18 protein-coding genes are annotated in these 22,509 nt (G+C 69.7%); 15 read left to right on the top strand and 3 right to left on the bottom strand.

Annotation, left to right across the window (positions count from 1 at the left end):
• The first annotated feature begins 5 nt into the window (after positions 1-5).
• The 8 genes from Pka01_RS26590 to Pka01_RS26555 all read left to right on the top strand — a co-directional run bounded on the left by Pka01_RS26590 (position 6) and on the right by Pka01_RS26555 (position 8,235).
• Entirely contained in the window at positions 6-1,676 is a 1,671-nt protein-coding gene (locus tag Pka01_RS26590; protein WP_203885615.1) for a type 2 periplasmic-binding domain-containing protein, read from the top strand.
• Positions 1,677-1,777: 101 nt separating this feature from the next.
• Complete coding sequence (locus Pka01_RS26585) at positions 1,778-2,512, top strand: ThuA domain-containing protein (protein WP_203885614.1); 735 nt, start codon at positions 1,778-1,780, stop codon at positions 2,510-2,512.
• Positions 2,509-3,303, top strand: a complete 795-nt coding sequence (locus tag Pka01_RS26580; RefSeq protein WP_203885613.1) for a sugar phosphate isomerase/epimerase family protein — start codon at positions 2,509-2,511, stop codon at positions 3,301-3,303. The genes Pka01_RS26585 and Pka01_RS26580 overlap by 4 nt, the downstream gene beginning before the upstream one ends.
• A complete protein-coding gene (locus tag Pka01_RS26575; RefSeq protein WP_203885612.1) occupies positions 3,300-4,289 on the top strand; it encodes an NAD-dependent epimerase/dehydratase family protein in 990 nt (329 codons plus the stop codon). The genes Pka01_RS26580 and Pka01_RS26575 overlap by 4 nt, the downstream gene beginning before the upstream one ends.
• Positions 4,290-4,382: 93 nt before the next feature.
• The gene (locus Pka01_RS26570; RefSeq protein WP_203885611.1) at positions 4,383-5,138 is read left to right on the top strand and encodes a GntR family transcriptional regulator; all 756 of its coding nucleotides are present in this window, start codon (positions 4,383-4,385) and stop codon (positions 5,136-5,138) included.
• Between the two features lie 219 nt (positions 5,139-5,357).
• Positions 5,358-6,395, top strand: coding sequence for an SIS domain-containing protein (locus tag Pka01_RS26565; RefSeq protein WP_203885610.1), 1,038 nt, complete (start codon positions 5,358-5,360; stop codon positions 6,393-6,395).
• On the top strand, positions 6,392-7,291 hold the full coding sequence (locus Pka01_RS26560) for a BadF/BadG/BcrA/BcrD ATPase family protein (protein WP_203885609.1): 900 nt from the start codon (positions 6,392-6,394) through the stop codon (positions 7,289-7,291). Before Pka01_RS26565 ends, Pka01_RS26560 begins: the two co-directional genes overlap by 4 nt.
• A gap of 26 nt (positions 7,292-7,317) precedes the next feature.
• Entirely contained in the window at positions 7,318-8,235 is a 918-nt protein-coding gene (locus Pka01_RS26555; RefSeq protein WP_203885608.1) for an alcohol dehydrogenase catalytic domain-containing protein, read from the top strand.
• A 266-nt stretch (positions 8,236-8,501) separates the two neighbouring features.
• Here Pka01_RS26555 and Pka01_RS26550 read toward each other — a convergent pair whose 3' ends face one another.
• Positions 8,502-10,904: a DUF6351 family protein gene (locus tag Pka01_RS26550; protein WP_203885607.1), complete on the bottom strand. Its 2,403-nt coding sequence runs from the start codon at positions 10,902-10,904 to the stop codon at positions 8,502-8,504.
• A 58-nt stretch (positions 10,905-10,962) separates the two neighbouring features.
• Complete coding sequence (locus Pka01_RS26545) at positions 10,963-12,756, bottom strand: hypothetical protein (RefSeq protein WP_203885606.1); 1,794 nt, start codon at positions 12,754-12,756, stop codon at positions 10,963-10,965.
• On the opposite strand from Pka01_RS26545, the gene Pka01_RS26540 reads away from it, so the two are divergent.
• Positions 12,722-12,925, top strand: coding sequence for a hypothetical protein (locus Pka01_RS26540; protein WP_203885605.1), 204 nt, complete (start codon positions 12,722-12,724; stop codon positions 12,923-12,925). The genes Pka01_RS26545 and Pka01_RS26540 overlap by 35 nt on opposite strands.
• A gap of 320 nt (positions 12,926-13,245) precedes the next feature.
• Here the strand turns inward: Pka01_RS26540 and Pka01_RS26535 are convergent, their stop codons facing one another.
• A complete protein-coding gene (locus tag Pka01_RS26535) occupies positions 13,246-14,472 on the bottom strand; it encodes a PucR family transcriptional regulator (protein ID WP_203885604.1) in 1,227 nt (408 codons plus the stop codon).
• Between the two features lie 347 nt (positions 14,473-14,819).
• Here Pka01_RS26535 and Pka01_RS26530 point away from each other — a divergent pair, with 347 nt between their 5' ends.
• The 6 genes from Pka01_RS26530 (at position 14,820) to Pka01_RS26505 (ending at position 21,928) form a co-directional block, all read left to right on the top strand.
• Positions 14,820-16,892, top strand: a complete 2,073-nt coding sequence (locus Pka01_RS26530) for an NPCBM/NEW2 domain-containing protein (RefSeq protein WP_203885603.1) — start codon at positions 14,820-14,822, stop codon at positions 16,890-16,892.
• Between the two features lie 175 nt (positions 16,893-17,067).
• A complete protein-coding gene (locus Pka01_RS26525; protein ID WP_203885602.1) occupies positions 17,068-17,766 on the top strand; it encodes a FadR/GntR family transcriptional regulator in 699 nt (232 codons plus the stop codon).
• A 44-nt stretch (positions 17,767-17,810) separates the two neighbouring features.
• On the top strand, positions 17,811-18,821 hold the full coding sequence (locus Pka01_RS26520) for an NADPH:quinone reductase (protein WP_239115316.1): 1,011 nt from the start codon (positions 17,811-17,813) through the stop codon (positions 18,819-18,821).
• Positions 18,822-18,974: 153 nt separating this feature from the next.
• Positions 18,975-19,457, top strand: coding sequence for a hypothetical protein (locus Pka01_RS26515; RefSeq protein ID WP_203885601.1), 483 nt, complete (start codon positions 18,975-18,977; stop codon positions 19,455-19,457).
• Positions 19,458-19,627: 170 nt separating this feature from the next.
• Positions 19,628-20,167, top strand: coding sequence for a DUF3592 domain-containing protein (locus Pka01_RS26510; protein WP_203885600.1), 540 nt, complete (start codon positions 19,628-19,630; stop codon positions 20,165-20,167).
• Between the two features lie 366 nt (positions 20,168-20,533).
• Positions 20,534-21,928: an MFS transporter gene (locus Pka01_RS26505; RefSeq protein WP_239115315.1), complete on the top strand. Its 1,395-nt coding sequence runs from the start codon at positions 20,534-20,536 to the stop codon at positions 21,926-21,928.
• Positions 21,929-22,509: the final 581 nt, after the last annotated feature.

Genomic DNA, 22,509 nt, shown 5'->3' with positions numbered 1-22,509 from the left:
AGATCATGGAGATCAGAAATCGGTCCGGATTCTCGGCCTCGGACGATGGCATCAGCCGCAGGAACCTCCTGAGGGGCGCCGGTCTGGCGGCGGCGCTCATCCCGCTGAGCGGGGTGCTCGCCGCGTGCGGCTCCGACTCCGGGGGCGGCGGCGCCGCCGCGCCCGCCGCGGCCAAGGGGGTGCCGCTGCCGACCTATGTTCCGCCGGTCAAGCCCAAGGCCCTGCTGGAGGGCAGCGCCGAGGGCGTCATGGACGTCTACGCGTCCTTCCCGATGGACGGGCCGCGCACGGTCAACGGGACGATCGGCGACGGCAGCGACTTCAACGTGCTCATCATGACGTACGGCCAGCCGTCCCCGCCGGTCGACCAGAGCCCCTACTGGCAGTTGCTGAACAAGGAGCTCAACCTCAACGTCATTCCCCACCAGGTGCCCTACGCCGACTTCCAGACGAAGTTCCCCGCGCTGGTGGCCGGCGACGACCTGCCCGAGTTCGTCTCCGTCCCCCTCTACGAGAACGTCGCCCGTCTGCCGCAACTCGCCGAGGCGCAGTTCACCGACCTGAGCGAGTTCCTCTCCGGCGACGCGGTGAAGAAGTACCCCAACCTCGCCGGCATCCAGAAGGCGGGCTGGCTCAACGGCTACCTCAACGGCCGGATCTACGGCGTGCCCAAGTCCGACCCGGTGTTCAGCACGCAGATCTACACCAAGACGGACGTCATCCAGGCCGCGGGCGCCAACCCCCAGCCGGCGAACCTCCAGGAGTTCAAGGACCTCGCCAAGGCCGTCACCAACGCGCAGGCGGGCGTCTACGCGTTCGGCGGCAACATCGCCGACTTCATGATGATGATGTTCGGCGTGCCCAACAAGTGGACGCGGAAGGCCGACGGCTCCTTCGTGTCGGCCTGGGAGCACGAGGCGTTCATCCCGGCCATGTCCGAGCTCGCCGAGCTCTACAAGAGCGGCTGCTTCCACCCCGACACCCCGACCCTGATGAACAACAAGGTCCAGCGTGACGCGCTCTTCCGGTCCGGCAAGCTGGCCATGCTCTACGACGGCAACCGCTCGGTCGGCATCGTGGCCGACGACAAGGACGTCGTCTTCGACATCATGGTCCCCTTCGGCAAGGACGGCGGCAACGCCGTGCACTGGACCGGCGGCGGCGCCTACGCCATGACGATGATCAAGAAGACGACGGACAAGAAGAGGATCGACATGTTCCTCCGGGTCCTCGACTACATCGCGGCGCCCTTCGGCTCCCGCGAGTCGTTCATCATGAGCTACGGCGTCGAGGGTGTGGACTACGAGGTCAAGGACGGCGTCGCCGTACTGACCACGCGCGGCCAGCGCGAGCAGGACCTCGGCCTCGCCTACATCGCGGGCGGCCCCCAGGTCCTGTGCGACCCGCAGGGCGCCCCCGGCGTCGACAAGCTCAACCACGACTGGCAGCAGAAGGTCGTCCCGATGCTCCTCGACAACCCGGCCGCGCACCTGTACTCCGAGACCTTCAACTCCAAGGGGTCGGCCCTGCAGCAGCAGATGCAGGACGCGGTCACCGCGGTGTTCCTCGGACGGGAGCCCGCCTCCGGCCTCACGGCGGCGGTCCAGAAGTGGAAGACGGGCGGCGGCGACAAGATGGCCAAGGAGTACGCCGAGGCCGCCACGCACGCCGGCTAGGGGAGTGTCGGACACGACCTGAGACGCCCGCATGGGCGGCCGGCGCCGCGCCCGCGTCGCCGGCCGCCCCTGACGGCTCCCGCACTACCAGAGGAAACACGATGAAGTTGAGACGCTCGCCGTCCGCGATGGTGATCGTCGACGGCACGGACATCCACCACGACCTGATCGGAGCGGCGCTCGCGCTGCAGGAGATCGTCACCGAGGCCGGGCTCCCCACCGCGAGAGCCATGGGGATGGCCCGTTTCGCCGATCTCGCGCCGGCCACGGCCGAGGCCGATGTGTACGTCGTCTACCGCTCGTCCGTCACCTTCGACCAGAGGGAGCAGCAGGCCCTGTCCGACCTGGTCGCCGAGGGCAAGGGGCTGGTCGTCCTGCACGCGGGCAACCTGTTCGGATTCGGCGAGGGCGGCCTCGAGGCCGATCGGGTCGCCTTCGAACTGGTCGGCTCCCGCTACCTGTCGCACGGGGACTCCGGCTCCGAGGGCCGGTTCGACGTGCGGCTGCGCGGTTCCCACCCGGTGACGCGGCACATGGAGGACTTCGGCATCGACGACGAGTTCTACGTCCTCGAGTACGCGCCCGACGTGCGCGTGCTCGCCGAGCGCGCGACCGCCGACGGAGCCGAGCCGGTCGTCTACGTGCGCGACCACGGCCGCGGCCGGGTCTGCTACACCGCGCTCGGGCACGACGCGCGGGCCTGGGGGAACCCGGGCTTCCGCCAGCTGGTCCGCCAGGCGACGCTCTGGGCCGCGGGCGTCGAGGACGACGAGATCCTCTCGTGGTCGACGCGCTGGCCGCTCGGCAACGGGCGGACGATCGCAGGTGCGGTGTGAACCGGCCGGCGACGCCCGCGCCGATCGCGGCGCAGCTGTGGTCCCTGCACGAGGAGGCGTCCCGCGACCTGCTCGGCGTGCTCGAGCGGGTGGCGGCGCTCGGATACGTCGCCGTCGAGCCCATCAGCCTGTACGGCCACAAGCCGTCCGTCGTGCGGAGGGTGGCCGACGGCCTCGGCCTGGAGTTCTGCAGCGTGCACGCGCCGTTCCCGGCGGGCGAGGCCGCCGAGGCGATCCTCGACGAGAACGAGGAACTCGGCGTCGAGACGCTCGTCTGGAGCATGGAGCCGGAGGAGTTCACCACGCTGGACGGCGTGCTGCGGGGGGCCGGGCGCGTCAACGAGGCGGCGGCCAACGCCGCGGGGCGGGGCATGCGGATCGCCTACCACAACCACTTCGCCGAGTTCGAGAACGTCATGAACGGGGAGCGGGCCTACGAAATCCTGCTCCGTGAGCTGGACCCCGCGGTCGTCGTCGAACTGGACGCCTACTGGGTCCGTACGGCGGGGGTCGAGCCGGCGCCCGTCGCGGCCTCGCTCGGCGACCGTCTGGAGTTCGTCCATCTGAAGGACGGCCCGGCGCGGGGGATGGACGACCACATGCTGCCCTTCGGGGAGGGCGTGGTCGACGTGGAAGGCGTGGCCCGTGCCAATCCGGCGGTGAAGTGGCACATCGTCGAGGCGGACCGTACCCGCGGGGACATGTACGAGCTGCTGCGCGCCTGTTACGACTACCTCGTCGGCCGAGGTCTCGCCACGGGCAGGCGGCCGGCGGAGGCGGGGAAGCGATGACTTCACAACGGGTTCTCTTCATCGGCGGAACCGGCGTCCTCAGCGCCGCCTGCGCGCGCGAGGCCGTGGCGGCCGGTGTGGATCTGACCGTGGTCACCCGGGGCCGCACGACTCTGCGCCCCGTGCCGGAGGGCGTCCGCGTCGTCCACGCGGACGCGCACGACGACGCCGCGATGCGGGCGGCCCTCGGCGACGAGACGTTCGACGCCGTGGTGAACTTCATCGGGTACACCCCCGAGGACGTCAGGGCGGATGCGGACAGGTACGCCGGCCGCACCGGGCAGTACGTCTTCATCTCGACCGGGTCGCTGTACGCGCGGCCGGCTCCGCGGCTGCCGATCGTGGAGTCCTCCGCACGGCGGAACAACGGGTTCGACTACCCCATGCAGAAGCTCCGCTGCGAGGAGGAGCTGGAACGGGCCTACCGCTACGACGCGTTCCCGGTGACGATCGTGCGGGCGGCGCACGTCTACGACGAGACGGTGCTGCCCATCCTGGCGGGCTGGACGGCGATCGAGCGCTGGCGCCAGCGGAAGGCGGTGGTCGTCCACGGCGACGGCACCTCGCTGTGGAACCTGCTGCACGCCCGTGACTTCGCGCGCGGCCTGACCGGCCTGCTCGGCAACCGGCACGCCGTGGGGCAGAGCGTGCACATCACCTCGGACGAACTGCTCACCTGGGACGAGATCCACTTCTGCCTCGCCGAGGCAGCGGGCGTGGAGCCCAGGATCGTGCACCGGTCGAGCGAGGACATCGGCCGGGAAATCGCATGGATGGGCCCGGTCCTGCAAGAGGATTTCCGGCATTCGGTTATTTACGACAACTCTATGATTAAGAGCCTTGTGCCGGGTTTCTTGTCACAAGTTCCATTTGCGCGAGGTGCGCGAGAGATTGTGTCCTGGTTTGATCAGGAGTCTTCGCGACGCCGGACGGACCCGGAGTTGGACGCGGCATTCGACCGCCTGGTCGGAGATCGCCGTGAGTGATGCTCGGCCGCACGGATCCGGTGTGAGAATGACATTATGTTCGCCCGCGGCAGGCGGGCGAGAGCAGGGAGGGACGTGAACCCGGTGAATAGGGTGTCTCAGGCGACTCTGATCGCTTCGGACAGCCCTGAGCCTCTGTGGGTGCAGGCGGCCGAGCTGATCGAGCGCCAGGTGCGCGAGGGGGTGCTTCCCGCCGGGCGGCGCCTGCCCGCCGAGCGCGAGCTGTGCACGCAGATGGGCATCAGCCGGGTGACGCTCCGGCGGGCGCTCCAGCACCTGGTCGAGCAGGGTGTGCTGAGGTCCTCACATGGTCGCGGGTGGTATGTCGCGAGCAGGCCCGACCGCGACTGGCCCAACTCGCTGGAGTCCTTCACCGAGACGGCGCGGCGCAAGGCCCTGGTCGCGACCTCCCGGGTGATCCGCGCGGAGGTCACGGAGGCGTCCCTCGACGAGGCGGACCAGTTCGGCGTGGCCGCGGGCACCAAGCTCTTCGTGCTCGAACGCGTCCGCATGCTGGACGGTCTCGCGATAGGAGTGGACGCCTCCCGCGTGGTCCTGAATCTCGCGCCCGAACTTCCGGGCACCGACTTCGCCGTGGCCTCCCTGCTCGAGGAACTCGCCGCCGCGGGGGCCGAGCCGGTCGTCGCCCAGTCGGTCATCGAGGCCATGGGATGCCCGGAGGAGATCGCCGGGCACCTCGACCTCGACCCCGGAGACCCGGTTCTGGTGATGCACCAGTCGATGGTCGACACGGTCGGCCGGGTCGTGCTGGTGTCGACCATCACCTACCGCGGCGACCGATACCGCCTGCGCACGTCCTTCACCCGTGGTGGAGGAACCACCGCCTGACCGCCATTCCACCGTGGGACGCACGTCGATCGTGAGTCCCACGGCTTCGTGCTGCCCGGGCTCCGGAACGTCCGCCAGATCCTGATCGGCACCCCCGATGTCGCATACCAAAATCCCCTACGGCATCATGTGGTATGTAGAGGTATCTGTTTTGAATCTTCTGGTCAGTTCGTGGTGGCAGTCGGTACTTCACATGTCTCTCGAAGGGAAATGACGGAAATGCCGGGAGAACGAATCCCTTATCTCGACGGCCGGGCGGGCCAGCCGGCCGCCCTGGAACGGGTCGCGACCCGGGTCGCGGAGGAGCTCGCCGAGGTCGCGGCGGGGAGCGACATGTTCGCACGCAGCACGCGTCCCGTCTTCGTCGGGATGGGTGCCAGCCACGCCGCACTGGCCCTGCCGTTGCGCCTGCTCTCCGACGGCGGGCTGCCGGCCCGTCAGGAACTGGCCAGCGAGATCGGCTCCGCGATCAGGTTCGCCGACGCGGACCTCGTGATCGGCGTCTCGCAGTCGGGCCGCAGCCCGGAGACGGTGGACGCGCTCGCCCTCGTGCCGGAGGAGCTCCGCGCGGCGGTGGTCAACGTCGCGCCCTCCCGGCTCGCCGACTCGGTGGCGCACTGCGTCGACCTCGGCAACGAACCCGACAGCTACGCCTCGACCATCGGCTACACGGGCACCCTCGTAGCCCTGACCATGATCGCCCGAACCATGCTCGGCCGCACTCCGGCGGAGGTCGCCGGCGAATGGGACGGCATCGCCGGCGTCCTGGCGCGGCACGAGGCCGTCCTGGCACCCGTGGTCGACGAAGTGGCAGAGCGGGGCGTACGGGTCGTCGCCGCCGACGTCGTCGCGTCGGGCGCGGCCCGCTCCGCGTCGGAGTCCGGAGCGCTGCTGCTGCGCGAGGTGTGCCGGGTGCCCGCCTCCGCGCTGGTCACGCGCAACTACCTGCACGGGGAGATGGAGTCCGCGGGGGAGACCCTGCACGTGGTGATCGGCGACGGCCGGGAGCTCGAGCTCGTGCGCAGTCTGGCCGGCGCCCGCCACCTCACGCTCTGCGTCACCTCGGCCGCCGTCGAGCCCAACGAGCACCTGCACGTCGTCCGCGTCCCCGAGGGTGTCTCCATGCCGGTGCGCACGGTCCTCGAGACCGCCGTCGTGCAGCGGCTCGCGGGATCGCTCGCGCTGGCCAGAGGTGTGGAGATCGAGGACTTCGTCTTCAACAACACCGACACGAAGATCGAGGAGCCGATCGGATGACCGTGGCGGTGGCCGGTGTGGACGTCGGGGGCACCAAGACGCGGATGCGCCTGGTGGACGTGCGGACCGGCGAGGTCCTCGCCGACCGGACGGTGCCCAGCTCCGGCTGGCAGACCGCCTCGCTTCCGCAGGCGGCGGCATGGCTGGCGGCACGCCTCCAGCCGCTGCTCGGCGCGGGCCACGCCGTACGGCACGTCGCCGTGGGGGCGCACGGCTGCGAGACGCCCGGCCACTGCGACCACCTGGCCCGCGAGCTCGGACAGGCGATCGGGGTGGCCGCGACCGTCGTCAACGACGCCGAACTGCTCGTCCCCGCGGCCGGCCTGGCCGGCGGCGTCGGCGTCGTCGCGGGCACCGGAGCCATCGCCGTGGGCAGGCACCGCGACACGGGGGCGTACCTGTCCGCCGGCGGGTGGGGATGGGTGCTGGGCGACGAGGGATCGGGCTCCGCGCTCGTCCGGGACGCGGCCAGGGCGGTGCTCTCCCAGGCGGACGAGGGGACTCCCGGCGACGGGCTCGGGGACGCGCTGCTGCGCGCCTTCGGCGTTCCCGGCCTGCCCGAGCTCGCCGCGGTGATGAGCTGGAACGGGGGCGTCGAAAGCTGGGGCGCCCACGTTCCGGCCGTCTTCGCGGCGGCGGAGGCCGGGTCGGCGACGGCCGGCGACGTCATCAGAGCGGGCGGCCGGTCGCTCGCCCGGCTCGTGGGCCATCTGGCCGGGCGAGGGGCGGACGTCGGCGCCGTGGTCGTCGCGGGAGGCGTCATCACCGGCCAGCCGCGCCTCATGGCGGCGTTCGAGGACGAGCTGGCGTCCCTGCTCCCGGGGGTCACCGCCACGCTGCTCCAGGCGCCGCCCGTCGAGGGGGCCGTCGAGCTGGCCCGCCGTACCCAGAACTGAGTCGGACCGCAGTCGAAGAGGAGATCATGCGGATTTCACAGGTCGTCGCACCCGGCAGGTCGCAGGTCGTCGAGGCTCCGGACACGCCACCGGGGCCGGGGGAGGTCAGGGTGCGCGTCCTCGCCTCGGGAATCTGTGTCTCGGAGCTGCCCGCGTGGGCAGAGCACGACGGCGCCGAGCCGCGCAGGCTCGGTCACGAGCTGAGCGGCGAGATCGTGGAGCTCGGCCACGGCGTCCACGGGTGGTCCCGGGGCGATCGCGTCACCGGCTTCGCGTTCCCCGCGTTCGCCGACGCCGTGAACGTCCCCGCCAGGGAACTGCTTCCCGTGCCGTCGAACGTGCCGAGCCGGGCGGCGCTCGGAGAGCCGCTGGCCTGCGTCGTCGAGGCCCTGTCGCGATGCGGCCTGAAGGCCGGGCAGCGGGTCGCCGTCGTCGGGCTCGGCTTCATGGGCCTGACCGCCCTGCAGGTCGCCGCCGACCGTGCTCCCGCGCGTCTCGCCGGCGTCGACCCCGTCCCGCACGCGCGCGACCTCGCGTCCGGACTCGGGGCCGGCGAGGTGCACACTCCCGAGGAGGCCGCCGCGAGTCTCGCCGGGGCGTTCGACGTGGTCGTGGAGTTCTCCGGCCGGGCGGCCGGGCTCAAGCTCGCGGGCGACCTCGTGACGACGCACGGCACGCTGTGCGTCGCCGGCTACCACCACGACGGCCCCCGCGACCTGGACGTCGAGCTCTGGTATCGCGGAGTGACCATCGTCAACGGCTTCACGGGCCAGCGATGGCGCCTGATGGCGGCCCTGGCGGACGGGCTGCGGATGATGGCGGACCGGCGCCTCACGCTCGAGCCTCTCGTCACCCACAGCGTCTCTCTGGACGACCTGGACACCGGCTTCGGCTACTTCGGCGACCGCCCGCCAGGCTTCGTCAAGTGCGTCGTCGAGCCGTGACGGGTCCGCGGTGTTGAGCGCGGTCCGTACGGCCGCTGGAGCCGTCCACGCCCTCCGCTGAGGACGGTCGGCTGAGGGCGATCGTGAAGCTGTTCGACAGCACCGCGGCTGGGCTGGATCTTCGCTGCCTCTGACGGCCGGTGACGTCGAGAACAGCCGAGAACAGCCGAGAACAGCCGAGAACAGCCGAGAACCATCGAAATGGCCGTGTCTCCGGCCGTCGGATGACGGCCGGAGACACGGGGATCACCGGTCGGGACCGAGCCTCATGGACGGCCCACCGGCGGCTTGGTGTAGTCGCACACGCCTGACGGGAAGATCTGCTTCAACCTGGCCCGCTCGGACGCGTCCGGCCGCCACTGGCCGTAGACGCCCCTGGCCACCGCCTTGTCGACCGGCTGGAGCCCGCACTTGTACAGGTCCTCGTCGAAGGGCCCGCCGGCGACGATGCGCGACGTGGAGTGGATCGGGAACTGCTCGGTGCAGGCCCCGTCCGCCCTGTGGTCGAGGATTCCGTCCCAGACGTGCGATCCGGAGGCGATGAGCCGCCCGTCGGTTGCGAAGCACCGGTCGGTCGCCTCCGAGGGCTTGTTCTGGCCCACGGTGCGCTCCGGGTGCTTGCGGATGTTCGCCATCCACGTGTCGATGGCCTTGAACGCCTCGGGGAGCTGGGTCGACTGGGCGCCGCCCGGCCGCGCGTCCGTGAACCAGATGGCCTGGTTGTCCGCGTTCCCCTGCGCCTCGATGATGCGTTCCCTGCTGGCGAACGACTGACGGCTGTTGTGCATGTTCAGCTCGTCCTCGAGGTAGTGCCGCCAGTCGATGATCGGGATGTCGATTTTGCCGCGGAACACCATGCCGGACCGGTAGGCCGCCTCGATCGCGCCGACGTCGCCCTCGGTGCGCGGCGCCGGAGTCGCGCCGCCGTCCGGGCTCAGGGTCATGTTGCGCGAGCTCCACGGGTCGAACGTGCCGCCGGGCACGAACGGCGCGCCCTCCTGCACCATGTCCTCCGGGTCCTTCCACCCGCCGACGGTGGCGTTGAGGTGGAGGAACTCGTCGGGCGTGAGCGTGCCGTCGCGGAGAGCCTCGAGGCCGTACTGGACGCCGACGTTGTCGAAGGTCCTGCGCGCGAAGCCGTCCGGCTTCACCCCGTAGATGTTGCGCAGATCATCGAAATGGGTCCATTTCACCGTGTCCATGACGCCCTTCGGCTCCATCAGACCCTGGTTGGAGCCGGCCGACCCGTAGTGCGGGTTGAGCGTTAGGGGACTGAGCCCGCGCCAGCCGTTGACGCACTCGCTGGAGCCGGGCTTGCCCGTGTACGGGTTGCGGACCGTGCTGCTCGAGTTCATCCCTTCGAGCAGCTTGCGGTTGTCCCAGTTCTGCCACTTGGGGTTGCCCGCGTCGGTGACGTCCATGAAGTACTCGAGCAGCTCGCAGTCGCCGACGTGGATGCCCTGCGTGACCATGTCCGGATAGGCGTACACGGGGATGGCCGCGTCGATGAGGCCGGGATGGTTCTGCCCGTACACGTACTGCTGGAGGCCGCCGCCCGAGGCGCCGACGCCGACGGTGTACAGCGGCTCGCCGTGCTCCTCGATGAACCGTTCCTTCACCATGAGGGCGGCCTCGCCGCCGACCTGAAGGTTGTAGTGGTTCCCGGTGTCGTTTCCGGTGGAGTAGGCGACCGCGTAACCGGCGGCCAGCCCCTCTTCGGCCTCGAACATGTCGTCGATCGTGGTGCCGAGCTCGCCCTGGTTGTGCCCGATCCCGACGCCGCCCGAGCTGAAGCTGTAGATCAGGCGCCTGTTCCAGGCCGAGTCGGCCGCGTGGTTCGCGTCCACCTTCAGGGGGCTCAGCATCGCGATGCTGTAGATGAACCTGTCGATGGTGCCGCGTTCCCAGCGGACGACGAAGTCGACGACGCGACCGTCCGCCGTCGTGGTGGTGGCGAGGTCGGCGGGCCGGCCGCCGTCGGCAGGCAGCGGCTTCCACCCGCCACTCGTGGTCCGGTACACGAAGTCGACACGCGGCTTGACGCTGCAGTCGCGGCTCCACCCGACGACCTGGTCGGTCTTCTGCCCGTCCGCGTCGAGCGCGAAGACCGGCAGGCCCACGTGGTCGTGATTGTCGACGAGCGGCTGGCCGAGGCCCGACTGTTCGGTCTTGCAGACGAACGGCTGCTGCTGGGGGCCGGAGAAGATCGGCCCGGTGACGCTGTGATTGTTCAGCGTGAGCCGCGCGTCACGGCGGTGGTCGCCGGTCGTCTCGGCCGTGAGGACGTTGGCACCGGCGCGCATCCCGTCGACGAGACCGACGAGCGTCCGCCGCTGCTCGCCGGCGGAGAAGTCGCGCGTGACCTCCGCGCCGTTCAGGCGGATCCTGACGCGTTGGGGGGAGACGTCGTCCGGCACCTGTACCTGGACGAGGGCGTCTCCGCCCGACACCTGGTCGGGGCGACTGGACAGCACCGTGATCTGCAGGTCGTGCTTTCCGCCGTTCCCGTTGTCGTTCTTGTCGCCGTTCCTGTTGTCGTGCGGCCGGTCGTGGGACGGCCCGCCGGGGGCGGACGCGACCGCGGGGCCGGCCGCGGTGAAGAGGGCGGCCATGGACAGTGACGCGATGATGGCGAGGCGCATGCGCCGCCCGCCGGAAGGGGACCGCAAGTGCTCTCCTAGGGGGTCGTCGCGGGGATCGTGGGCACGGGGCCGATCACTGGGCGGATCACGGGCCGGTCCAGTGGTCGAGGTAGCAGGGGTGGTCTCCGCAGGTGTCGACGACGACGCCGTCGAGGAGGAAGGTCGCCAGTTGCTCCTGCCCGGCCGCGGTCTCCGTGGCGTCCGGACCGTGCGGGTCCACGCCCTCGCTGTTGGGCACGTTCGCGATGGGCGGCGGGGGCGTCCCCTCGACCTGGCCGTCGACGGTGCGCAGCGGACCGATGTCCCAGAGCGTGATGGTCGCCGGCCCGCGGTACGGCGAGCGCTCCATCCGGGGCACGCCCCAGAACGGCGTCTTCTCCTGTGAGCGGCCCGGGTCGAGGAGAGGCGTGCGGATGCGGGCGCCGATGGTGCGCGCCTCGACCGCGGCGGACCAGGTGGAGACCTGGTGATCGCCGTAGGACGCGAGCAGGAGCACCTGGTGGGCGGGCGTGTTCGGGTAGGTGTCGGTCGTCATGTGGTGCGCGTAGCCGCCGGCCTCCGACCGATCCCACAACATCTGCAGCAGCCCGAAGATGATCTGCTGGTCGAGCTTGTCGGGATAGTTCTGGTCGAAGATCGCCTGGAAGGGCGCGAAGTCGACGCTGCGGTTGAGCAGCAGGCTGTAGTTCATGCCGGGAACGCCGAGCACGCCGCGGGTGAAGTCGGGCGCCACAGCCGTGAGGGAGCCGCCCATGATGCCGCCCTGGCTGCCGCCCAGGTAGAGCAGCTCCCGGGTGTCGATGACCGATTCCGTCCTGCCGTGCACGGTGAACTGGAAGGCCGGGTTCGCCGCGAAGCCGTCCGGGTGGATCATCGCCCGGCCCAGGTAGAGGAAGTCGAGCATGCCCTGCTGCCCGCGGTCGGCGGCGGTCGGGAACTTCGAGATGTCGCTGTAGGCCGCGGCGGCGGTCGCACGGTCGTCGCGCGCGAGGCCGATCCAGTCGGTCGCGCAGAACATGATGCCGTGGTCGTCGCCGATCGTGTACAGCTTGCCCGAGTCGACCTCGTCTGCGCTGCCGAGCAGGCCGTGGCCGTACAGCGACGGGTGCGCCTTGCGGATCCGCCCGCCGGACACGGCCGAGCGGGGGATGTTGCAGATGAAGTTCGCGGCCCGCTCGTTGCCGGGGATCTGCGACGGCACCGAGGCGCCGTTCGCGTAGTGGAACGTCGCCCCGGAGGGGCAACCGCTCTCGTCGAGGTAACACGGCACGAAGACACGTCCCGCGACGCGGCGTGCGACCTGGTCGTTCTCACCCGTCTGGCAACCGTCGGAGCCGCACGCGGCGAAGTCCTGCACCGAGTCGACGGCGAACCTGGGGGAGCGCCCCTTGACGCGCTTGTCGTCCAGGTCGGTGTCGCCGAGCTGCCGGAAGGCGTCATCGCGGATGTGCAGCATGCGTTCGGACAGGCCTTGCTCGCTGGCGACCGTGAAGTCCCAGGCGAGGTAGAGGCTGTGCCGTTTCACCCCGGCCTTCTCGAGCGTCGCGAAGATCTTGTTCATCTGCGCCTGACGCCGCGAGTCGACCTTCCCCGCGCCGTGCGGGGAGTCGGCGTACGCGGCGAAGGCGGGGCCGGGCGGGATGAGGCGGCCGGCGCTGTCACGCATCGAGCGGAGCGCGACGATGTACCGCGTCCCCTCCGCGAGGTTCGCGGCCGGGTGGATGATCAAAGCCTGGCGGGCGGGATCGGTCGCGTTGGCGTCGAGTTCCGCCCAGTACGCCGTGCGCTTGCCGGTGCGGGCGTTGAGCAGCACGATGGGCGCGTCTTCGTCGAGTGAGGCGCCGATGTCGGTGATCGGGGCCGCCTTGGTCCTCGTCAAATCGACGCCGGGCACCCTGGTGAGAATCGGGGTGCCGGGGCTGAAACCGTCGTTGCGATTCCATTCGGTCGGATCGATCGGCGTGCCGGCGACGTTCTGCGGCATCATCTCCGGCGAAAAGGCGATTCGCCGGCCGGTTTCCGTGGACCGGTCGGCAACGGTGAAATAGTCGTTGGGAAACGGCAGCAGACAGGCGGTCGGGTCGATCGGATCGCAACCGGGTCGCGGGCCGCCGTGGTCGTGACCCGGTCCGGCTGCAGGTCCGGCTGCAGGTCCGGCGGCATGTCCGGTGCCGGGATCTCGGGGCGGGGCCGGCGTTCCCGCGGCCGCGGCGACGGGAGTGGTCACCATTAGCGCGGTGGTCACGGCCAGTGCGCTGAATAAAGCGAACGAGCGATTCATGAAACGTCCTCGGCTAAAGCCAGAATCGGCGTCGTGGGATGTTAACTCGATCACACGTCCGCCAACTATCGGCGTTCACCCGAGAGTTCAGGACCGTTCGTTGTGATTTCTCCCAAGCGTCTGCAGGGCCAGCGCCGCACCCAGCACGAGGACGCCGCGCCCCGACCCGACGGAGTACCCCGTGAGTTCGCATATCCGGGTCAGCCGGTAGTCGAGGGTGTTGGGGTGGATGTGCAGCGAGGCCGCCGTGGGCACCCGGTGGAAGTCGTTGGCGAACCACGCGGCGAGGGTCTGCACGAGTTCGGGCCCGGATTCCAGCGGCTGGAGGACGTCGGCCAGTCGCCGGCCCACGTCTCCCGCGCTCGACAGCACGTATTCGAGGAGGACGTCGTCGAGCGTGTACGTTCCAGGCTCGGCGTTCAGCCGTACGGCGAGCCCGAGCACACGGTCGGCCTCCGCCGCCGCCGACGGTACGCCGCCCGGGTCCGCCCCCGTGGCGAGCCCGGCGAACACCGGCGCGTCGGCGGCCTTCGCCATGCGCGCCACCACGTCGGCGGCACGGGCGTCCCGGTCGTCCGGGTCCGTGCACGGGAGCAGGACCATGCCGCCGCCGGGCGTGAGCACGCTGAGCGGCTGCGGCTCGTGACCGGCGTCGTCGGCCAGGCTCTGCTCCATCCGCCGCAACTTGCGGCGGGCCGCCACGGCGCGTTCCACCTCCTCGTCGCGCTCGTCGACTGAGGACTCGACCCGGACGGCCAGCACGTGGTAGCCGTCGGCCAGCCGATGGTCGGCGCGCTCGGCCAGCCGGCGTGCGGGGGTCCCCGCGAGGAGCGCCTCGGCCAGCCGCCGGCGCTCTTCCCGGTCCTCGTCGTGGATCGCCTGCCGCTCCTCGAGGTACGCCGCGGCGACCGCGCCGGTGACGACGTTGTTGAACGTGATCACCAGATGCGCGGCCTCGAACAGGTCGGCGCGCTCGTCGGGACGAGCGTCGTCGCAGAGCTGCTGCCATCCGATCCTGGTTCCCACGCGGTAGGCGGCGAGCACCGTCTCCAGGGGCACCCGCTCCTCCGCCCGCAGTGCCGCGCTGCGGCGGACGATCAGAATCTCTCGCTCATCCGGCAGCTCGTCATGGCTGAAGAGCCGGAAGAAGAGCCGGAGGTTGTGCCGGCAGATCTCGAGGACCTCACCCTCCAGCTGCTCCCTGGGCAGATGGGCGTAGAGGGGGATCTCCGCCACGAAGGCGTCGACCATCCGGACGGCGAGCTGGTCGAGGCGCGTCGCGACACGCTCGGCGAGCGCGTTCAGGCGACGCATGCCGGTCCGGCTGCCATTCTCACAGGCCCTTCGACGATCAGGTGAGGCTCATCGTATTCCCGGCCGGCCCGGCCTGACGATCGTGCCGCTCACCACTCGGCAGCTAACAACTCATAATTTACGAATTATTATTGACACGCTGCCGTAACGGGAGACAAGATCCCGGAAACGAACACCTCAGGAGTGCGGACATGACTGGGTCTGGCAGCCGGTCGGGGAGTCTCCCTCAGCGTCGCGGGGCCGCTGCGCGCGAGCGAGGTGCGGGCGGAGACGCGAGCAGGTCCAGAACATCGAGCGAGTAGCCCATCGCGGCGTCCGCCATTCCCCCGGCAGCAAAGGAACCCGATGTGAAACGACATGTGCTCACCGCTGTGACCGCCCTCGTGGCAGGCCTGCTGGTCGCCCCCGCGACCGCCCAGGCCGACGCGGGGACCGGTGCGCGGGTGGCGGCGAAGCAGGTGGTCAGCCCCACGCCGTACCAGGGCTGGAACACCTACTTCGGCCTCGGCGGCGCCTTCTCGGAGGAGTCCGTGAAGGAGGTCGCCGACGCGCTCGTCTCCCGCGGCCTGGCCAAGGCCGGCTACGACATCGTCTGGCTGGACGGCGGCTGGCAGGACCCGGAGCCGCGGACGGCCGCCGGTGACCTGCAGGCCGACAGGACCCGTTTCCCCAACGGCCTGAAGCCGCTGGTGGACTACATCCACAGCAAGGGCCTGAAGGCCGGCATCTACACCGACGCAGGGCCGTACATCCCCGGCAGATGCGGGCTCGGCAGCCACGGCTACTACCAGCGCGACGCGGACCAGTTCGCGGCCTGGAAGTTCGACGCGGTGAAGGTGGACTTCCTCTGCGGGATCGCCGCGAACCTGGACCCGAAGACCGTCTACACCGAGTTCGCCCAGGCGCTGCGCAACAACGCCGGCCACCGGCCGATGATCTTCAACCTGTGCAACCCGGTGACCTCGCCGGACTGGGGAAACTATCCCGAGGAGCAGCAGTCCACCTTCTCCTGGAGCTACGCCCCGGCGATCGCGCAGTCCTGGCGGACCTACACCGACGTCGGCTTCGTCGGCGACATCAAGTTCAAGGACGTGCTGCGCAACTATGACGCCAACGCGCGGCACCCCGAGGTCGCCGGGCCCGGTCACTTCAACGACCCGGACTACCTCGGCCCCGAGATGGGCATGACGGACGAGGAATTCCGCACCCAGATGACGCTCTGGTCCGTGGCGGCCGCGCCGCTGGTGATCGGCAGCGACGTCCGCAAGCTCAGCCAGACGTCCGTGGACATCCTCACCGACCCCGACGTGGTCGCGATCGACCAGGACGCAGCCGGTGTGCAGGCCGTCCGCGTCGGCCCCGCCGGCACGACGGAGACCTGGGTGAAGCGGCTGGCCGACGGCGACCGGGCCGTGGTGCTGCTCAACCGGGGCGACAGCTCGAAGACCCTCACCACGAAGGCGTCCTCCGTAGGCCTGTCCGGAGGCCGGTTCACCCTCAAGAACGCGTGGACGAACCAGGTCACCGAGAGCGCCGGCACCATCAGCGCGGCCGTCCCCGCCCACGGCGCGGCGCTGTTCCGGGTCGGCCGGGCCCACGGCTTGCCGGGAGTCCCGCACGTGGTCGCCGGGCTGCCGCAGGTGACGCAGGTCGGTGGAGACCCGGTGGCGGACGGGTCGGCGCCCGTGGTCGCCGGTGGCGACGAGGCGCGGGTCGAGGTGGCCGTGCGCAACGACGGCACGCTGCCGGTCCTCTCGCCGAAGGTCAGGCTGGCGGCGCCCACCGGCTGGACGGTCCGCGAGCTGAGCAAGGCGCCGAAGCTGCTGGCCCCCGGCCACGCCGCCACCTTCGCCTTCGCCGCGACCCTCCCGGCCACCGCCGCCGCCGGTGACGCCACCCTGACCGCCACCACGTCGTACGACACGATCGTGCACGGCCGCCTGCAGCAGGCGACGGTTTCCGCGGTGGTGGTCGCGCCGGTGCCCCCGGACGGCGACGTCGTCCTGTCCCACCACACCTGGATCAGCGCCACCAGCGGATGGATGAGCCCGACGGTCGACCTGAGCGTCGGCGGCTGGTCGCCGATCAGCATGCTCGGCCAGGTGTACCCGACCGGCCTCGGGGTCGCCTCACCGTCGACGGTCCGCTACTACGTCGGCGACCAGTGCCGCCGGCTGACCGCGACCATCGGCCTGGACGACGCGGTGCGCAACGTCGGGCCCGAGGGCGCCACGTCGACGTTCCAGGTCGTCGGCGACGGAAAGGTGCTGTTCGACAGCGGGGTGCTGACCCGCGACGACGTCCGCCAGGTCGACGTCGACCTGAGCGGCGTCCGGGTGCTCGACCTGGTCGTCGGCGACGCGGGTGACGGCGGCTACAACGACCGTGCGAACTGGGCGGGCCTGAACGCCAGTTGCTGAACCGGCCGGCGGCCGCACCCAGGTGATGATTCATCTGGGTGCGGCCGTCGTCATCTGGGTGGGGCCGTCGTCATCGTCCTGCGTACCCTGCTGCCAGGGGCCGGTCCGGAGTCCGGGTGCGTGAGAGCCTCAGCCTGAAGATCGATGCGGACGAGCGAGAAGGGTGTGAAGAGCGTTGGCGCAGTATGCCCGCCGCGGCGTCCACGGTCAGACCGTCGAGGTCATCGCACGCCGCATCCTCGCCGGAGAGATCGCCGCAGGTGAGACGCTGAACATGACCGCGCTCCAGGAGGAGCTCGATGTCAGCCTCACCGCGCTGCGGGAGGCGCTCAAGGTTCTGTCCGCCAAGGGCCTGGTCGACGCCAGGCAGAAGCGCGGCACGTTCGTCCGGCCCCGCGCGGACTGGAACCTGCTCGACGGCGACGTGATCCGCTGGCAGTTCGCCGAGGGCGCCGACCCGCGGCTGCTCGACAAGTTGCACGAGGTCCGCGGCATCATCGAGCCGGCCGCCGCCCGGCTGGCCGCGAGCCGGGCGACCGAAGACGACCTGGCCGCGCTGGCCGGAGCCCTGGACGAGATGGCCGCCGCGAACGGCGACCCGCCCGCCGCCGTCGCCGCCGACCTGAGCTTCCATCGCGCGCTGCTGAACGCCACGCACAACGAGTTGCTCGAACGCATGGAGGTCGTCATGGAGACCGGCCTTGCCCAGCGCGACCGCCTGGTGCACGGCGGCGTCGAAACGCATGACGACCCGGTGCCGAGCCACCGGGCGGTGGTGGAGGCGATCCGGGCGCGAGACGCGAACGCGGCCGAGACCGCCATGCGGAGCCTGCTGGACAAGGCCGTCCAGGACGTGGAGAAGATCCGCGGCTAGAACGCCGGCGTTTGAGACGATGTGAAGATCGACGAAGGGGGGTGGTGATCATCCGTGCGGCTTACGTCGACCAGCGCGGCCCCGCGTCCTCGATCCGCTTCGGTGAGCTCCCCGACCCGGTGGCCGCCCCCGGCGAGGTCCTTGTCCGGGTGGCCGCGACGGCCGTCAACCGGGTGGACACGTTCGTGCGCTCCGGCGCCTATCACACACCGATTCCCCTGCCGCTGGTGCTCGGCCGTGACCTTGTCGGCGAGGTGGCCGACCCCGGCGCCTCCGGGCTCGCGCCCGGCACCCGCGTCTGGACCAACAGCCTCGGGTACGGCGGGCGGCAGGGCGCGTCAGCGGAACTCGCGTGCGTCCCGGCCGACCGGCTCTACCGGCTGCCCGACGGGGTGGATCCGCTCGACGCCGTCGCCGTGCTGCATCCGGCCGCCACCGCCTACACGGGCCTGGTCCACCACGCCCGCATGCGCTCCGGGGAGACGCTGTTCGTGGCCGGTGGCAACGGGGCCGTCGGGACATGCCTCATCCGCATCGCCAAGGACCTCGGCGTCCGTGTGATCGCCGCCGCCCGCGGTTCCCGCAACACCGAGTACTGCGCCGAGCTGGGCGCCGACGCGGTGATCGACTCCACCGCGGCCGATCCGGTCGCGGCCCTGCGCGGCGCGGCCCCCCGAGGTGTCGACGTCTACTGCGACACGACCGGGCGTGACTCCCTGAGGTCCGCGGTCGACGCGCTCGCCGACCGGGGACGCGTCCTGGTGATGGCGGGGCTGGCGAACGCGCAGGGCGACGACTCCTTCGACGTCGGCCGCCTCTACACGCACGACCGGTCCGTGGTCGGCTTCGCGATCAGCCTGGCCACCACTGCGGAGCTGGCCGAGGCCGCCGCCTGGATCAACCGGCGGCTGCCCCGCGACGGCCTCCGCCTGGACACCACGGTCCTCCCGCTGGCCCAGGCACGCGCCGCACACGAGGACGTAGAGGCCGCCGCCCGCGGAGAGTCCCGCCGATACCGCGGCCGCATCGTGCTGCGCGTCGGCCCCGGTTTGTGACTTGTGACGACGCGGGGCGCCGTGAAGATCGCTGGAGGCAAGCTGTTGAGCCGCCTGGCATGACGTCTACGGGGTTCGCTCAATTACGGGGTTCGCTCAATGAGGAGCCGAAGGCATCGCGGTGATGGTTCGATTGTGAGGAAATGACCACGTATGGCGCCGCTGGTGCGTCGTCGCGGTGACTCCTCACAGGAAGCCGGTTTGATGCCCCTTGCGCATGTTCGGCGCTCGTCGGGACGAGACCTTGCCCTTTCGACCGTCGAGCTCTCTGCTACGTACGACGGGTTGTTGGAGGGCTACCCATGCGCCAGGGTGAACGACAGAGCCATTTCGAGCCTCAGCAGTTGGGCACGAACGAGCTACCCGTCGATGCCGTTCCATCTCATCGACCCGCCGCGGACCTACCCGGATGAGAAGCCCGGCCGCTTGGGGCCGGTTGAGGTGTTGCCCGCCGTGCGGTGCGTGGGTGTTTTCAGCGGGTCACCGTTACGCAAGGACGACGACTCCGTGTGGTGCGAATCCGTGCTCGTCGTGGCATGGTTTCAGGCCGACGTCTCGCTGCCCGTCGGGGAGGACGTTCTGCCGGCGTTCCGGGAGTTGGCGTGGGAAGACCTGGCCGAAGACCGGGAACTCTGACGTCCTGGCCGCACGACGGAGCCGAAGGACGCGGGCAGGGTCGCAATATTGGATCGACCGTACGTCGAACGCCACTGAGGTCACGCTTGACGGCCCTTTCTCTGTTTGTGCGGCCCCTTGATCTCCATGGCCGTACTCAATATCTCAGCTCGGATGAAATGGCTCATTAAATGGATGTTCTCTACTGGTGGCCGGCTGTTTCTGTTTTCCTGCTACTAGCAGGATTAGTGCTCATCGTGTTAAGTGGCGTGAAATTGCTGCGGGCTTTGCTGCCCGTGGTGGGCATAACCCTGCTTGTATTGTCGGGTATTGTCTACCTGCAACTGGACCAGCAATCCAGGACCCATGGCGAGACGATTTCCACGTATGGACTGATAAAGAGTTTTGGTTCGACGCCCAGGAGCGTGCGGTCGAATCGAGTAGATATCGCGTTCGCCACGGTTGCGGGAGAGGAGTTTTCAACGCAGTTGGATACGATTCAAAATCCTCGCCCTGCGCCGAAGCCTGGGGATCGCGTGCTGATCCGCTATGAAGTCGACAAACCTGCACTGATAGACATCATCGATCCTAAGTGGGGATCCGCTGCTGCGGATACTTATGCTTTCGCCCTGGCAGGCGGCTTCTACGTAGTCGCCGCGCTTGTCATCTTCGGCCGCAAGCGTGAGGTACTCCATGCGCGCGGCCCGGCCCCCGATTCGCCCCCGTCCTAAGTGCCCGGAACAGTCCCCCGTGTCAAGGGTCCGCGAAGCGATCCGGCCGCGACGCTGAAGGGTTCGGGCGTTGAGCGAGGTTCTGTAGCGGCGGAGGGCCGCGACGTGATCTTCGGGCCGGGTGTAGTGTCGGAGCACTGGAAGTAGAAACGTGTGTTCACTGCTGGGCATCGACGCCGGTTGATGGAGTAGGGGCCACGCGCGCATACGCGGTACCGGACGGTCCGCCACTTCTTCACATCGAAGGAGTGCGCAGTGAATGTCCGTCGTACTGGAGCTGTCGAGAACGTCGGCGCTCCCACCGAAGTCTCTCCCTCACCGCGCTCCCTCCGTGAAGCGGGCGTAGCGCTCGCAGGGCTGTCAGCGGTGTTTCTGTTCGAGGTGCTCGACAACTCGATCCTCAACGTCGCACTGCCGACCATCGGCCTTGAACTGTCGGCGTCGACGACTGTGCTGCAGTGGGTCACGGGCGTGTATGCCGTCGTGTTCGGCGGGCTGATGCTGGCCCTCGGCGCGCTGGCTGACCGGGTGGGCCGCCGCAAGGTCATGCTGGTCGGGCTGGTGCTGCTGGGTGCGGCAAGTCTGGCAACCGCGTTCGTCACCACGGCGGAGCAGCTCATCGCGATTCGCGCGGCAATGGGCGTCGCGGCCGCGATGACGACGCCAGGCTCCCTCGCCTTGGCGTTCCGCCTGTTCGACGAGGACGGGCTCCGCGTCCGTGCGACGACGCTGATCTCGACCGTGGGCCTGGTCGGACTCGCGATCGGGCCCACGGCAGGCGGCTTCGTGCTCGCGTTCGCTCCGTGGCAGGTGCTGCTGCTGGTGAACGTGCCGATCGCCGCACTCGCGTTCATCGGCATTCGACGCGGCATCCCCGCTGACAGGGTGGACGAGCTGCACCGCGACCCGATCGATGGCGCGGGTGCCCTGCTCGGCACGGCCACGATCATGCTCGCACTGGTCGCACCGACGCTGTTCGTCGACGCGGGCACCGCATCACCTCTCCCGTTGCTGACCACGGCAGCGGCCATCGTGATGGCAGTGCTGTTCGTCGTCCGGGAGCGTTCTGCCCGCTATCCGCTGCTCGACCTCAAACTCGTCGCTCGCCCACTCGTGTCGAGCGGCCTGGCGTTCAAGGCCGGCGCAGGCCTTGCGACCGCCGGCCTCGGTTACCTCGTGACCCTGCAGCTCCAGCTCGATTGGGGCTGGACACCTGCTCAAGCGGCTATGGGAATGTTCCCGCAGGTCGTCGTGCTCATCGCTGGCGGTGCTCTCATCGGTCCGCTGGTCACGCGCGTCGGTCTCGACAAGGCCGCCTGGCTCAGCGCCGGAGCTGTCGTGTGCGGGCTCGCCGTCTACGGGCTGCTGGGCCGCTTCGGGTACGTGTGGGTCGCCCTCGCGCTCGTGCTCGTCGCCGCCGGTATGCGCGTCGTAGGTGTCGTCGCCGGGACCAACGTGATGCGTGGCCTCCCGACCAACCGCACCACCATCGGAGCGGCGCTAGTGGACACGGCCAGCGAAGTCACCACCGGAATCGGCATCGCTGCCAGCGGGACCATCCTCGCAGCGCTCTTCACCGGCGATATCGCCACGTCGAGCTGGAGCACTCACCAGACCACGGAGTTCCGTGAAGCGGTCACCTGGGCTGGCCTCGCGCTCACCGTCTTGGCTGCGGCGCTGGTGGGATTGGGCATCATCCGTGCCGGTCGCGTCGCGGACGGCACGACGCCATCGCCCGCGGCCGATACAGACGGCGAGTAGGCGCCAGGAACGAGCTTCGGGCGCCGCACAGGCGCAAGCCCGCCTGATTAGTCGTGTACGGGGACGCGGGCGGTCATGGGTTTGGTGGCTACGTCGGGACGATCGTTCACGCCATCAGTGTCCACGGTTGCGCACCGGCGCGTACGCCCGCCCTGCTGATCATCCCGTATGCCGTCGACCCGCCCGAAGGGGAAGCAGCACAATCGTGCTGACGATGGACACCTACGCTCACGTGCTGCCAGAGCACCAGGCCACCGCCCTGGACAAGCTGGAAAGGCGCTCGGTGGACTCTCCTAGGGCAGTTCGCGGCGCACTAGCGCTCTGGAGAACGGTTCTCCGGTGCTGCGGGCGTACGCCATGCGTGCTCGTACCTCGCTGAGCGTGCGCGGTCGATAGCCGGGGCCGCCACAACAACTCTTGTGAAAGCGGACACCTGCGTTCAGCAGAACCGAGAGCGTTCGCCAACCGGCCTTGTCGCTACGACGCGGCGCCGCGAAGGCAGAACCGACATGTATAAGCGGCTCGGCGCAGCGCGGGCAGAGCCGGTCGTCGACGCCCCGGCCGGGATAGGGCTGCTTGTA

Source organism: Planotetraspora kaengkrachanensis (assembly GCF_016862895.1).
Classification (GTDB): domain Bacteria; phylum Actinomycetota; class Actinomycetes; order Streptosporangiales; family Streptosporangiaceae; genus Planotetraspora; species Planotetraspora kaengkrachanensis.
The sequence above is the reverse complement of the archived record's forward strand: the minus strand, read 5'-3'. Positions and strand labels throughout refer to the sequence as shown.

What these genes read in the sequence shown, in the direction of transcription:
- Pka01_RS26535 (WP_203885604.1), bottom strand. Translation starts at nt 14,472, where the DNA reads ATGCGTCGCCTGAACGCGCTCGCCGAGCGTGTCGCGACGCGCCTCGAC.
- Pka01_RS26510 (WP_203885600.1), top strand. Translation starts at nt 19,628, where the DNA reads ATGGATGTTCTCTACTGGTGGCCGGCTGTTTCTGTTTTCCTGCTACTA.
- Pka01_RS26585 (WP_203885614.1), top strand. Translation starts at nt 1,778, where the DNA reads ATGAAGTTGAGACGCTCGCCGTCCGCGATGGTGATCGTCGACGGCACG.
- Pka01_RS26590 (WP_203885615.1), top strand. Translation starts at nt 6, where the DNA reads ATGGAGATCAGAAATCGGTCCGGATTCTCGGCCTCGGACGATGGCATC.
- Pka01_RS26575 (WP_203885612.1), top strand. Translation starts at nt 3,300, where the DNA reads ATGACTTCACAACGGGTTCTCTTCATCGGCGGAACCGGCGTCCTCAGC.
- Pka01_RS26555 (WP_203885608.1), top strand. Translation starts at nt 7,318, where the DNA reads ATGCGGATTTCACAGGTCGTCGCACCCGGCAGGTCGCAGGTCGTCGAG.
- Pka01_RS26515 (WP_203885601.1), top strand. Translation starts at nt 18,975, where the DNA reads ATGGCGCCGCTGGTGCGTCGTCGCGGTGACTCCTCACAGGAAGCCGGT.
- Pka01_RS26540 (WP_203885605.1), top strand. Translation starts at nt 12,722, where the DNA reads ATGTCGGTGATCGGGGCCGCCTTGGTCCTCGTCAAATCGACGCCGGGC.
- Pka01_RS26560 (WP_203885609.1), top strand. Translation starts at nt 6,392, where the DNA reads ATGACCGTGGCGGTGGCCGGTGTGGACGTCGGGGGCACCAAGACGCGG.
- Pka01_RS26565 (WP_203885610.1), top strand. Translation starts at nt 5,358, where the DNA reads ATGCCGGGAGAACGAATCCCTTATCTCGACGGCCGGGCGGGCCAGCCG.